This is a genomic window from Streptomyces sp. NPDC004732, from assembly GCF_040609235.1.
In the GTDB taxonomy this organism is placed as follows: Bacteria; Actinomycetota; Actinomycetes; order Streptomycetales; family Streptomycetaceae; genus Streptomyces.
This window is the reverse complement of the sequence record NZ_JBEXJR010000017.1, coordinates 38,606-51,692: the sequence shown is the minus strand read 5'-3', so window position 1 is coordinate 51,692 and position 13,087 is coordinate 38,606. Positions and strand designations below refer to the sequence as shown.

The 13,087-nt window shown below is 68.8% G+C and carries 10 protein-coding genes; 4 read left to right on the top strand and 6 right to left on the bottom strand.

Annotated elements, in window-relative coordinates:
- Window positions 1-209: 209 nt before the first annotated feature.
- Together ABZV77_RS36800 and ABZV77_RS36795 are read right to left on the bottom strand one after the other, a co-directional pair.
- Window positions 210-1,109: an S-4TM family putative pore-forming effector gene (locus ABZV77_RS36800; protein WP_356266713.1), complete on the bottom strand. Its 900-nt coding sequence runs from the start codon at window positions 1,107-1,109 to the stop codon at window positions 210-212.
- Between the two features lie 14 nt (window positions 1,110-1,123).
- Window positions 1,124-1,984, bottom strand: coding sequence for a nucleotidyltransferase (locus ABZV77_RS36795; protein WP_356266711.1), 861 nt, complete (start codon window positions 1,982-1,984; stop codon window positions 1,124-1,126).
- A 990-nt stretch (window positions 1,985-2,974) separates the two neighbouring features.
- Between ABZV77_RS36795 and ABZV77_RS36790 the strand changes: the two genes are divergently transcribed.
- On the top strand, window positions 2,975-3,211 hold the full coding sequence (locus ABZV77_RS36790) for a winged helix-turn-helix domain-containing protein (RefSeq protein WP_150185405.1): 237 nt from the start codon (window positions 2,975-2,977) through the stop codon (window positions 3,209-3,211).
- Between the two features lie 289 nt (window positions 3,212-3,500).
- Here ABZV77_RS36790 and ABZV77_RS36785 read toward each other — a convergent pair whose 3' ends face one another.
- Both ABZV77_RS36785 and ABZV77_RS36780 read right to left on the bottom strand, forming a co-directional pair.
- Window positions 3,501-6,719: a Tat pathway signal protein gene (locus tag ABZV77_RS36785; protein ID WP_356266709.1), complete on the bottom strand. Its 3,219-nt coding sequence runs from the start codon at window positions 6,717-6,719 to the stop codon at window positions 3,501-3,503.
- 109 nt (window positions 6,720-6,828) lie between these two features.
- Entirely contained in the window at window positions 6,829-8,250 is a 1,422-nt protein-coding gene (locus ABZV77_RS36780) for an FAD-dependent oxidoreductase (RefSeq protein WP_356266707.1), read from the bottom strand.
- Between the two features lie 163 nt (window positions 8,251-8,413).
- On the opposite strand from ABZV77_RS36780, the gene ABZV77_RS36775 reads away from it, so the two are divergent.
- The 3 genes from ABZV77_RS36775 to ABZV77_RS36765 all read left to right on the top strand — a co-directional run bounded on the left by ABZV77_RS36775 (window position 8,414) and on the right by ABZV77_RS36765 (window position 10,759).
- Window positions 8,414-9,232 carry a thioredoxin domain-containing protein gene (locus ABZV77_RS36775; protein WP_356266706.1) on the top strand — a complete coding sequence of 273 codons (819 nt, stop codon included), beginning with the start codon at window positions 8,414-8,416 and terminating at the stop codon, window positions 9,230-9,232.
- A gap of 82 nt (window positions 9,233-9,314) precedes the next feature.
- Entirely contained in the window at window positions 9,315-10,202 is an 888-nt protein-coding gene (locus tag ABZV77_RS36770) for an aminoglycoside phosphotransferase family protein (protein ID WP_356266704.1), read from the top strand.
- Window positions 10,203-10,282: 80 nt separating this feature from the next.
- Entirely contained in the window at window positions 10,283-10,759 is a 477-nt protein-coding gene (locus ABZV77_RS36765; protein WP_356266702.1) for a GNAT family N-acetyltransferase, read from the top strand.
- Window positions 10,760-10,768: 9 nt separating this feature from the next.
- Here the strand turns inward: ABZV77_RS36765 and ABZV77_RS36760 are convergent, their stop codons facing one another.
- On the bottom strand, window positions 10,769-12,007 hold the full coding sequence (locus ABZV77_RS36760) for a GNAT family N-acetyltransferase (RefSeq protein WP_356266700.1): 1,239 nt from the start codon (window positions 12,005-12,007) through the stop codon (window positions 10,769-10,771).
- Between the two features lie 53 nt (window positions 12,008-12,060).
- Window positions 12,061-13,086 (bottom strand): zinc-binding dehydrogenase, encoded by a 1,026-nt coding sequence (locus tag ABZV77_RS36755; protein WP_356266916.1) that lies wholly within the window; start codon window positions 13,084-13,086, stop codon window positions 12,061-12,063.
- Window position 13,087: the final 1 nt, after the last annotated feature.

The window sequence follows — 13,087 nt, the reverse complement described above, 5'->3', positions numbered from 1 at the left end:
AATGGGCACATCGTGGCTGGGGCGGTCGGCTCCACAGCTTTAGGTAGCCGCTTTGGGGCGAGTCTCGAAGAGCATGGCCCCAACGTCGTGCTTTACGGGCAGGTCCACAGACTGTCCGACTCGCGATGAGCTCACGGGGCCATGATCGCTCGCCCCAAAGCCGCCCCGCCGACCGGTTTGCAATATCCCGCGCGATGTGGCGAGTGGAATCAGGCAAGTTCCTTAGATCTCGCCTGCTCGACATAATCGGCAACACTAACCCGCATCACCTTCTCTCCTCTTTCCCGGAAAGCCCAATAGAACCAATCGGGAATGATTGGATTGGTTTGACGGATAGCGCAAATGCGATCTTGCACCTCGCGACACTTGGCTATGGAGGGAAGTCGGCGGCCCTTCATAGCAGATTCCCAAATGTCAGAGATCTTCGATTCCGCCTTCTCTTTTGCTCGAACGCTATCCATGTTGGACCGCCACATCTCGATGTACTCTCGGAATGTGGGCAGGAGCGGCGTAACCACCGCAGAAATTGAACTTGCGAATGATAACTCAAGTGAGTAGCAAATAGCGATGATCCCGGACGCCCATAAAATTATGGCCGTCATCACAGTCGCGGCCCATCGGCGGTGATTCGAAACACCCCAGGCCAAGTTGCTCCGTTGGCAAACGAGGACGTCGAGGGGGCGGGCCAGAGATTCAGTGTCGCTATACCAATCCTCAAGGCCATCTCCCTTATGCCGATGAGCAGCCTCCACCACAAGCCCGTTTGTTGGGCGATCGGCGAGCACACTGTTCCATGGGAGTTGAAAAATCCCGGTATCGAACTCCTCCTGTACATAGGCGGCCTCCTTGCTCTTCCTCCGCTCTCTCGCGCTGCCCACAATGCTGATCAGCAGGAGCACAACCGCAGATCCGAAGCCAATAGGGGCGCGAGCCGACGGGAAGTAAAGCGCCAAGGCCACACCGATAACGCCTGCCCCGATAACAACAGTGAGCCTGACGTTATGAATCAGCTTGGCGTCCGCATAGAGTCTCCTTTGTGCGGCAAGTACCCTTAGTGACCTAACCGAATTCTGCGCATCGGTGATAGCGGGATTCGTCGACTGGAGCATGGGATCACTTCCAGTCAACCATAGGTGGGGAAGTTATTCCCAAATACAGAACGCCAGATGCGAATCGCTTCACGATGATTGTCTCGTTCGGTATAGGTCTGAAACCAGGCTGACAAAGCCTTACTCTTCGCATCGGCGACTTGATTTTTCGCCTGCAACGCTCGCTCAAGGCTGAGATATTCTGAAACATCCTTACCCTCATGCCACAGCCATTGAAGGGAGGTCTCTGCCTCCAGGAACCATTGGTATACGGCGTATCCAGTATCATCCCAGTCGATTCCCTGCATTTTTAGCGCAATAACTTCCACGTGATAGCTCTGAATTTTGACGTCTTGGCGCCTATTCCAATCTTTCACCATCTTGACGACTCGCTTAAAGTTAGACCCCCTCTCCGAGGATGCGTCCAACATTTGTCGAGAGTGAAGATTTGGCTTCGTCTCGATCCACTCCTCTCGGTTCATGTCGGGAATCTCGTAGTGCGAAACTTTCCCATCGTCATTGCGATAGCGTGCAGCAGGAACGACATCCACGTCAGGCCATGAGAGGAACTTCATGGTCACAGCCTGTCCATTGCGGCGCACAGTGCCGGCACCTGAACCCAAGGCAGACTTCAGATTCATAAGGACAGAGGACGGTTTCTTGTCCTTGATGTGCTTCCCAAAATTGAGGACAAGCATGATGTCGAGGTCGGCATGCCCCTTAAGGGCTGTAAACCTGGGGATTGAGCCCATGGGGAAGCTATCCAAAACATCCAGAGAGCTACCGATCCGGCGAAGGATCCAGTCTTTCCGGGTGTTGGCCATGGTGCGGTGATCACCCGGAAGGTTGATGGTGGAGTAGAACTGATCAAATGCGTAAGCCACGGTCCATGCCACCACCCGATTCTAGCTTCCGGGACAGTTGCGTCAGGAGTTCTCGGTGTATCTTTTTTTGCCGAGACGATAGCGAATCGTGTTTGCCGGAGGAGATTCCGACGGAGGCAGTCCTTCCGCTTTGGGCGTCGCGGCTGCGCGCCGGTCGGGGTTGAGTGCTGTGGCCCTGGACAGACTCAGAGCAGAAGCGCCTTCCCGGGCCGTCCTGGGGCCGCGGAAGGGTGCTCAATGGTGACCTACGTCGACAACTGCCGACAGCTCGGCCGCAGGTCAGGGCGGTGATCGTTGAAGCGGCCGCAGGTACGACCGCCGGTGTTCAGTTGTGGTCGAACAGCGCAGCATCACCACCGCCCGAGTCTGGTGTGCGGCTCGCTAAGCGCGCGCCGCGCCGTTTTCGAGCCTGATTACGCCGGTGCGGTCCCGACCGGGCGTTTCGGGCAGTGCGGGCCGCACTCGTACACCTCGATGGACAAGTCGTGTGCCCCTACGTGCCCTTGGGCACGGCCAGCGGACCTTGCCCCTTCCCAGATCGTGGCGTCGCACCAGCAGCAGTGCCAGCCGAGGTACTGCCAGCCGTTGAGCGTCTTGGCGCGCGGTGGCTTCGGGCGCGAGGTCTCGGTCATGGCCGGTCGGCGAACGGGACTAGGTGGTGCTGCTCGCGGCAGGGGAGGCAGGCGAAGTCCACACGCCCTGGGCCGGATCCCTGTTCCACCACGTTGATGACGCGGACGCCTGCGCTATAGGCGCGGTGCCACGAGCAGTAGCCGTAGCTGCCGGGCTCCATGCTGGCTGTGCTTGGGCTGTTCGGAGTGTTCGGGTGCTGCGTAGCCTCGTTCATGTCGACTCCACGTCAGTCGTCCACGCCCCCGGGTCGTTCGCGCGGCCGCGGGGGTGATGTGCGTTCACGCAGCGTAGGGCTAGCTAGCTAGGGTGGCTAGGCCATGCAAGCTATATCGTCTCGCCGATCCAGCCTGTACTGCCTAGCTTCGGATCATGGATTGGAAGCCGGACATCCCGCGGTGGAAGCAGGTCTACGCCGTCTTTGAGCAGCGGATCGCCGACGGCGAGTACCCGCCGGGGAGCCAGCTGCCGGGTGTCCTCGCGATCCAGGGTGAGTTCGGGATCGCGCAGATGACCGCCCGGCGAGTACTTACTGAGCTTCGGGAAGCCGGGCTCGCGCAGATGCAACCGGGCATCGGAACCTTCGTCACCGAGCTGCCCAAGCCGTAGTTGCGCACCTGCCTCAGGGCGCTCGGACGGCTCGACCAGTCTCAGTTCTAGTCTCGATCGCCGCCCAATCCGGCATGGTCTGCACGCGTCCGCGAACGTCTGCAACACCCTTTGACCTGCGAGGCAGCCCACCCAGGGACGTCCCCGGACCACGGCAGAACTAGCCCGGCCAGCTTGTAATGCGTAGGTCGTCGGTGCGAATCCGACAGGGGGCTCCCGTAGGCGAAGGCCCAGGTCACCTTGGTGGTGGCCTGGGCCTTTGTGGTGTTGCTGGGGGTGTGCGGTGGGGTCAGGTGATCTTTGGTGTGGGCTTTGTTGTTGATGTTCCGTCGTGGTGGCCCGTGCGGTGGGTTGTCACCTTGAGTGTGATCTTTTTGCCGCGGTGGGCGGATTTCAGGGGCAGCGAGGACTTGGTCGCGCCGGTGATCTTCGTGCCGTTTGCGTACCACTGGTAGGCGTACGAGGTCGGGGTGGGTGACCAGGTGCCCTTGGTGGATTTGAGGGTCTTGCCGACCTTGGTGGTGCCGGTGATCGTGGGCTTTGTTGTGGCCTTGGGGGCTGCGCCCTTGGCGACCGTCACCGGGGCGGAGCTCGCGGACGCGTCGCGGTGGCCCGGCTTGTGGGCCGTGACGGTGACGGTCAGTTTTTTGGCCAGGTGTGCTGCCGGGATCTTGTACGTCGAGGTGGTGGCGTCGGGGATCGCCTCGCCGTTCGCCTTCCATTGGTAGGTGTACGAGGAGGGGGTTGCCGACCAACTCCCGGTTGTCGCGGTGAGCTTGGCGCCGACGGCCGCCGTGCCCGTTGCCTCGGGGGCGGTGGTGTTGCTCAGCTGCGGGGCGGTGACGGTGAAGGTGCCCTGCGAGAATTCCCAGCCGCCCGCGATGACGCTGACGTGCCAGGTGCCCTCGGGGACGTCCGTCAGGTCGAGCGTGGCCTTCAGGGTGCGGTAGTCCGCGGAGACGGACTTCGTCTTCGCGGTGAGGGTTCTGCCCGACTGCGTCAGGCGGACCGTGGCGTCGGGGTTGATGGCGGTGCCCGTCACGGTGAGCGTGGGCTTGCTGCCGGTGGCGGCCGTGGTCGGGGTGACGCCGGTGACCGTGGTCTTCTCGTCGCCGCAGCGGCTGGACCAGCACTTCAGCGTGGCGCTGTAGGAGGTGGCCGAGGCCTTGTCCGGGAGGCCGAGGACGAGCACGGAGGGCTGCTTCGGGGTCTCCGCCGGGTCGTTCACGCCACAGCGGTAGTCCATCGGCACGGCTCGCGAGCAGCCGTTCTTCCAGGCGCTGTTGTAGAGCGCAGGGACCGCTTCCTCAGTGGCTCCGGTGGTGTCGGAGATCTCGACGTCGAAGTGGTCGTTGCGGGACGTGGGCAGCGTGGCGCAGGTGGCCGTGTGCGTCTCGTCGAGGGTGCCGGTGACCGGGCCGTAGCCGAAGGCGACCGACGGGACCTTGGTGCACTCTGCCGCGGGGCCGTCCGCCGTGGCGATGCGCAGGGCGTCGAGGCGGTACTGGGGCGCGGTGGCGCGGTTCGACGGGGTCTGCACGAGGACCTGGTGGGTGGTGGAGCCGGTGGCCGCGCAGGCCTGGGCGCGCGAGTCGCACTCGCCCTTGCCGTCGCCGTCGAAGACGTACATGTCGGCGGCGCCCAGCGCGTCCCGCACGTTCAGGTGTACGACGTCGGTGGCCGCGGACGTGGTGACCTGGTGGCAGCCGAGGGTGCCGGGCGCGCCCGACGTGCCCTTGACCGAAGGGCCGCCCACCTTGCCCGCCGGTACCTTCGTGCAGCCCGCCGATGACGCCGTCGACGTCACGTCGCGCCGCGTCAGGGTGTACTCGGCGGCCTGGTCGCTGCCCGTGATCAGGACCGTGTGGGCCTTGCCGGGGGTGAGGGAGCAGAGCGTCCAGCCGTTGGTGGTGGCGTAACGGTCGCAGACGCGCTTGCCGGTGGAGTCGAGCACGGAGAACTTGGCGGGCACGTCGCCGGAGGCGGCGACGAGCTGCAGCACCTCGGCCGCCGTGTGGGCGTCCGCCGGGATGGTCAGGCAGCGCGAGAAGACGCCGTCGCCGGTGGCGAAGGATGCCTTGGCGCCGTCCGCGGCGAAGCTGCCCGCGGGCAGGACGGGGCAGTCGTTCGCGGCGTCCGTGCGGTGCACGGCGACCGTGTACGGGCCGGTGCGGGGGCTGCCGTCGGCGTGGACGAGGGCGCGGTACGGCGCGGGGCCGGTGAGCGCGCAGTCGCCCGCGCCCAGCTGCTCCGCCTCGCACTGCTCGGCGCCCTCGCTGTCGACGACCTCCACGTCGGCGTCGATCCCGGAGGCGTTGAGCGGGGTGAGCGCCGCGACGCGGGAGTCCTTCGGCACGGGCAGCGTCAGGCAGTCGTACTGGCCCGCCGTGCCGAACTCGCCCCTGTGGACGCCCAGGTCGCTCTTCAGACAGCCGCGCTCGGAGGACCGGTCCAGGACGATCAGGCCGCGTGCGGTGGTGTGGAAGGGGGACGAGCCGCTGAGTACGGCGGTGTAGGTCCCTGCGGAGGGCAGGCGGCAGCCCTGCTCGGTGGTGCGGCAGACGGTCTTCCCGGTGCGGTCGTAGACGCGTACGGCCTCGGTGTCGCCCTCACCGTCGACGGACTTGAGGGAGTGGCGGCCCGCCTTCTCGACGGTGGCGGTGAAGCAGGAGGTCTTGGTGAACTCCTGTGGCGCCAGCGGACCGTAGGGCCGGACCGGGGAGGACGGGCAGCCCTGCGGGTCGTTCAGGCGACGGACCTGGATCCCGTACTCGGCGGGGAACCCCGCCTCGGTCGTGGTGACGCGGGACAGTACGCGGTAGGGGGCCCGGCCGCCCAGGAGACAGCTGATCTCCTCGTCCTCGGACGTGCAGGCGTCGGCGCCGGTGGCGTCCGTGATCCAGGCGCGGGAGTCGTCGTACGCCTTGGTGCCGTCGGTGAGCAGGACGCGGTCGCCGGGCTCGGCGTCGAAGGGGCGGCAGCCGATCTCCAGGCCACCGGCGACGGTGTGCGTGGCGGGCGGCAGGTCCCAGGAGGTGCCGACGGACTCGTCGCAGCCGCGGGTGCCGGTCAGTGGCACGACGGTGACGGCGGTCTCCGCGTCCTCCCAGCCGTTGTTGCCGACCTTCAGCGTGTAGTCGCCCGCAGCGGGCAGGTCACAGACCCTGCTCTTGCAGTTGATCTCGGTCTCACCGGCGTAGACCTGCGTGTACGACTCGTTGCCGCTGCTGGTGAGCGAGATCTGGTGGAGTCCGGCCTCGGTGGCGGAGAAGGTGTGACAGGCCGTCGTGTCGGGCGCGACCGTCGCTCTGCCGACCGCCGTGCCCGGGTCCCCGAACGGCGCGAGGGCCAGCGGCGCGCACTCCGGTTCGGTGGCGTGGGCGGCCGTCGTCGGCAGCACGGACGGTACGAACAGGGACAGCAGTGCGGTCAGGGCGAGCAGCGCCGCGGTGTGTGCCGCGCGTCTCGTGCGTCTCTCGCGTCTTGCAACAGGACGTGGTTCAGGCATCGGTGGCCCCCCCAGGCTGAATGAATGTTCGGGCGATCGTGGCACAGGGGTGTGACACTGAGTGCTGGAGGGGCCACCGATGTGTGGTGTCAGTGGTGCCTGTGAGGCGTCAGTGGCGTCCCGCCACCTTGTCCGCCCACTGGGCCAGCCGGGACGAGTTCGCCGTGTGGGTGGTCAGTTCGCGGTGGTCGGCCGCGTTGTACGTGGCGTACATCGCGTGGACGCCGAGCCAGCGGAACGGCTCCGGCTCCCAGCGGCGGACCTTGTGGTTGACCCAGGGCAGCGTCGTGAGGTCCGTGGGACCGGCCTGGCCCGAGTCCTGCTGGACCAGGTCGCGCAGGGTGCGGGCGGCGAGGTTGGTGGTGGCGACGCCCGAGCCGACGTAGCCGCCCGCCCAGCCGAGGCCCGTGGCGCGGTCCAGGGTGACCGTGGCGCACCAGTCGCGCGGGACGCCGAGGACACCGGACCAGGCGTGGGCGATGCCGACGCCCGCGAGCTGCGGGAAGAAGCGGACGAGGACGGCCCGCAGCGCGTCGATCGTGGCGGGCTGGGTGCGGCCGTCGTTGTCCGTCTTCGAGCCGTAGCGGTACGGGACGCCGCGGCCGCCGAGCGCGATGCGGCCGTCGGCGGTGCGCTGGGCGTACATGTACGCGTGCGCCATGTCGCCGAGCGTCTCGCGGCCCTCCCAGCCGATGGACTCCCACTGCTCGTCGGTGAGCGGATCGGTGGCGATCATCGAGGAGTTCATGGGGAGCCAGGTGCGGCGCTGGCCCTTCAGGGCTGCCGTGAAGCCCTCCGTGCAGCGCAGGACGTAGGGCGCGCGCACGGTCCCGTACGGGGTGATCGCGTGCTTCGGCTTGATCTCCGTGACCGGCGTCGACTCGTGGATGGTGACGCCGAGGGCCTCCACGGTGGCGGCCAGGCCCTGGACCAGTTTGACCGGGTGCAGACGGGCGCCGTGCGGGGTCCACGTCGAGCCGACGGCTCCGGCCACGCGCACCCGCTCGGCCGTCTCGCGCGCGCCGTGCAGGGTGCGGTCCTTCTCGCCGTACGCGAGTTCCGCCTCGTGGAACGCCTTGAGGCGGGCCAACTGGGCGGGGGTGTTGGCCACTTCGAGTACGCCGCCGTGGTGGATGTCCGCGTCGATGGACTCCTCGGCCGCGGCGCGGATCACTTCGTCGACGGTGTCGTTCATCGCCCGCTGGAGGCGGACCGCCGCTTCGTGGCCGTGCAGTTTCGCGTAGCGGTCGCGGCCCGCGATGCCGTTGTAGAGCCAGCCGCCGTTGCGGCCGGAGGCGCCGTAGCCGCAGAACTTCTGCTCCAGGACGGTGACGCGGAGGAAGGGGGCGGCCTTCTTCAGGTAGTACGCGGTCCACAGGCCGGTGTAGCCGCCGCCGACGATGCAGACGTCCGCGGTCGCGTCGGAGGTGAGGGGCTCGCGGGCGGTGGGCAGCCCTTCGTCCGCGTACCAGAACGATATGCCGCCGTTGACCGTGCCGGGCCCGTGGTGCGTGTTGCTCGCGCTGCTCATGGGCGGACGTTACTGCGCAGGTGGGGGCCGTGGGCAGGGGGCGGGGCCCAAGGGCCGTCCGCAGGGCCGTAAGTCCTGAGGGGCGGGTCGTTCGGCGGTCGGGGCGCGGGGTAGATTCCGATACTTTGAGCGGTACGTGTCGAAATCCTGGAGGGCTCAACTCATGGCCGTACACAAGGCCGGACGCAAGGCCGGACGCGTCGCCACCGCGGTGGCAGCGGCGGCACTGATCGGGGTGGCCGCGTCCGCCTGTGGCCCCGGCGACGACAACGGCAGCGACAACGGCAAGGGCGGCAGCGTCAGCGAGAAGCCCGAGTCGTCTTCGTCTTCGTCGTCCTCGTCGTCGTCCGGGACGAAGTCCCCCGAGTCCGATGCCCCCGAGGCCAAGGCGCCCCCGGCGGCCGGTGCGCAGCTCGCGGACGTGCCCGCCTCGGTGAAGGGCGGTGTGATCACCGTCGGTGACCCGAAGGCCAAGCATACGGTCAAGGTCTACGAGGACCCGCGCTGCCCGTTCTGCAAGAAGTTCGAGGACGGCGGGGCGCAGGCGCTGGTCAAGCCGGTGGCCGACGGCAAGGTCAAGGTCGAGTACACGATCGCCTCGTTCCTCGACAGCAACCTCGGCGGCAGCGGCTCGGTGAACGCGGCCAACGCGCTGCGGGCCTCCGTGGAAGCGGGCAAGTTCCCGCAGTTCCACGCCGCCGTCTTCGCCAACCAGGCGGAGGACGAGTCGGACGACGCCTACACCCCGGCGTTCCTGCTGAAGATCGCCGACAAGGTCGAGGGGCTGCGCGGCGGCGCCTTCGACAAGGCGGTCACCAACGGGACGTACAAGAAGTGGGTCGGTCAGGCGATGGAGTCCTTCAGCGCCGACGGCATCAAGGGCACGCCGACCGTCTTCATCGACGGCAAGAAGTCCGCGGACGGCGGTCTGTACGAGCAGGCGGCGTTCGCCAAGGAGCTGAAGGCGGCGGGGATTTCCTGACCCGAGGGGCCGGGAGGCGTACCGGTGCGCCTCCCGGAATATCCCCGTGCGGTGGCGCGGCCGCGCCGGTAATGTCCCCGGCGTGATCGACATTCGCATTCCGGACGAGCTGGTCGAGTCGCAGCACCTGTACGCGGGAGAGCCGGGGCGCGCCTTCATCGCCGCGCTCCCCGCGCGCGTGCGGGAGTTCGTCGACCGGTGGGACCTCACCCTCGACGGCGATCCGATGCACGGCATGGCCGCGCTCGTGCTGCCCGTGCGGCGCGCCGACGGCATGCCCGCCGCGGTCAAGTTCCAGCTCCTGGACGAGGAGACCGAGGGCGAGCCGGTCGCGCTGCGCGTGTGGGACGGCGACGGGGCCGTGCGCCTCCTCGACCACGACGCCGACACGGGCACGATGCTGCTCGAACGCCTCGACTCCGCGCGGATGCTGTCGACGATGGCCGACACCCGCAAGGCCGTCCTCGTCATCGCCGAACTCCTCGCCCGGCTCACCGCGACCCCCGCACCCGAAGGCATGCGCGGGCTCGGCGACATCGCGGCCGAGATGGTCGACGACCTGCCGGGAGCGCTGAAGGCGATCGCCGACCCGGCCGAGCGGGCGATCGTCGAGCGGTGCGGGGGCGCGGTGCGCGAGGTCATGGGGGAGCCCGGCGACCGGATGCTGCACTGGGACCTGCACTTCGAGAACGTCCTGGCCAGCGACCGCGAGCCGTGGCTCGCCATCGACCCGAAACCGCTCGCGGGGGACCCCGGCTTCGACCTGTGGCCCGCCATCGACAACAAGTTCGACGCGGACGACGTGCTGTGGCGGTTCGACGCGATGACGGAGGTGCTCGGCCTCGACCGTGAGCGGGCGCGCGCCTGGACGCTCGGCCGGGTCCTGCAGAACGCGCTGTGGGAGGTCGAGGACGGGCGGCCGGTGGAGCCCGACGACATGGAGATCGCGCGGCGGCTGCTCGGCCGGTGAGGCGCGGCACGTACACCGCGCGGCCGCCCGGCCGTTGAGACGCCGTTGACTGGGCGCGGCCCGCATGGCTTGCTGCCCTCATGATTCGTACCGCCACGCCTGCCGACGTCCCCGTCATCCACGCCCTGGTCCGTGACCTCGCCGCGTACGAGAAGGTGCCCGACGAGGCGAAGGCCACCGAGGAGCAGCTGCGCGAGGCGCTCTTCGGGGAGCGCCCCGCCGCCTTCGCCCACATCGCGCAGGACGACGCGTCCGGCGAGGTGGTCGGCTTCGCGCTGTGGTTCCTCAACTTCTCGACGTGGCGCGGTGTGCACGGGATCTACCTGGAGGACCTGTACGTACGCCCCGAGGCGCGCGGCGGCGGGCACGGCAAGGCGCTCCTCACCGAGCTCGCACGGATCTGCGTGGAGCACGGCTACGAGCGCCTCGAATGGTCCGTCCTCGACTGGAACGAGCCGTCGATCAACTTCTACCGGTCGCTGGGGGCGCTGCCCCAGGACGAGTGGACCGTGTACCGGCTGACCGACGACGCGCTCGACGCGTTGGGCCGGGCCTAGAAGCCGGGCCTAGAACTCGTCCACCGTGTGCGGCAGCAGCGGCGTGTGCAGGGCCGCGTCCAGTGCCGCGGCCGTGCCCGCCGTGTGCTCCGTGGCCAGGCCCGCCCGGAGCAGGGCGTCGGTCCGCGTGCCGCCCAGATAGCAGGCCGCCAGGTCGCGCACGTCGAGGGTGAGGTCCGCGGGGTCCTCCGTCCTCTCGTACGTACACCCCTCGGGGGACGCCGTCAGGCGGTGGCGGCCCTCGTTGGCCGGGAGGCGGTCGTCGCGCACGTCCAGGACGACGTCCACCGGGGCGGCCCAGGAGCGGGCCACCAGCGCCCCGCGCACGTCGACGAGGCGGACCCACAGCGCCGGGAACTGGCCCGTGACGCGCACCTGGTCGCGGTCGGCGGCGAACAGGTACAGCGGGTCGTCGACGGGGCGTCCCCAGGCGCGGATCAGGCCCGTCAGGTCGATCGACGCGAGATAGCGCCAGAGCGCGGCCGCGACGGCGGGCGTGTCCGCCTCCAGCTCGTCGAGCCGGACCAGGCCGGGGGCGTCGTCGCGGGTCCTGGTGCGGTAGATCGCATAACCGGCGACCGGGCCGCCGGGGTCGCCGACGACGACCACGCGGGGCGGCGACAGCTCGTCGTCCTCCTCGTCCTCCGCCACGAGCCACTCCTCGCGCCACCAGGACTCGGGGCGGGCGATGCGGCCCGCGCGCTCGGCGCGCGTGCCGTCGTAATACCCCCCGAGCAGGTCGGGCGCCTCGGACGGGTCGATCAGGCGGAGCGGGCGGTCGTCCGGGGCGATGCGCAGGGCGAGCGGGCGCCGGGAGTCGATCTCCACGGTGTGGCCGTGGGTGGCGGGGCCGAAGCCGAACCTGCCGTAGATCGCGTCCTCTGAGGCCCACAGGGACGCGATCGGGGCGCCGTCCGCCGCCGTGCGCGCGAACAGCTCCGCGAGCATGCCGGAGAGCACGCCGCGGCGCCGGTGCGTCGGGGCCACGGACACGAACGTCAGGCAGGGGCAGGGCAGTTCGCCGCCCGGCACGGACACGGTGAAGGGGAACGCCGCGACGAGGCCGACGAGTTCGCCGTTCTCGTACGCGCCGATGCGGGTGCAGCCGCGCAGCAGGTCGTGGTGGTGCTTGCGCTTCTCGTCCTCCGGGTTTTCGTGGAAGACGAGGTAGGCGAGGGAGAGCGCGCGGTCGATCCCCGCCTCGGGGATGTCGCGGAACTGGACGGATTGGACGGATTCCATACCCATATAACGGACGGTAGTTCCCGGATGCCGTGCGGGCATCCGGATTTTCCCGGCCTTCAGGGGATCAGGACGACCTTGCCCATCGTGGCGCGGGATTCCAGGGCGCGGTGTGCCGCGGCCGCCTCCGCGAGGGGGAAGCGCTGCACGGCCGGGGTGAAGTGGCCGAGCGACGCGGCGGTGAGGGCGGCGAGCTCCAGGGTGCGGACCGGGTTGCCGCCGCCCGCCTTCCGCATCATCGCCGGGCCGAGGACGTTGAGCTGCGTGATGCCGCGCCCGGCCAGCTCCTCCTCGGTGAACTCCAGCTCCGCCCCGCCGTCGTCGGCCCCCGGCCCCTTGCCCGACCAGCCGAAGACGACGTGGGTGCCGCCGGGGCCGAGCAGGTCCACCGCGGCCAGGCCCGCCGCGCCGCCCACGCCGTCGAAGACGACGGTGGCCGCGCGGCCGTCGAGCTGCTCCGTGAGGTACGTGCGGACCTCCTCGGGCCACTTGGGGTCGGTGTAGTCCACGGCGAGGTCGGCGCCGTTCGCACGGACGCGGTCCGTCTTCTCCGGGCCGCCCGCCAGGCCGATCACGGTGGCGCCGCGGTGCTTGGCGTACTTCGTGAGGAGCGTGCCGATGCCGCCCGCGGCGGCGGGCACGACGGCCACGGAGTCGGACGTCAACTTGGTGAACTGCAGGATTCCCATCGTCGTACGCCCCGTGCCGATCAGGGCGACCGCCTCCGCGGAGTCCAGCCCCTCGGGCACCTCGTGCAGACGGGCCGCCTCGGTGACGACGCGCTCGGCGTAGCCACCGGGGGCGAAGCCGATGTGGGCGACGACGCGCTTGCCCAGCCAGTGCGCGGGGACGCCCTCGCCGAGTGCGTCGACGATGCCCGCGACCTCCCGGCCGGGGACGGTGGGCAGGGCGGGGAGTTCGGGCAGGGGGCCCTGTATGCCCTCGCGGACCGAGGTGTCGAGGAGGTGCACGCCCGCCGCCGACACGGTGATGCGGACCTGGCCCCTCGCCGGTTCGGGGGTCGCGATCTCCTCCAGGACGAGGTTCTCGGCGGGGCCGAAGGCGTGGAGGCGGATGGCGCGCATG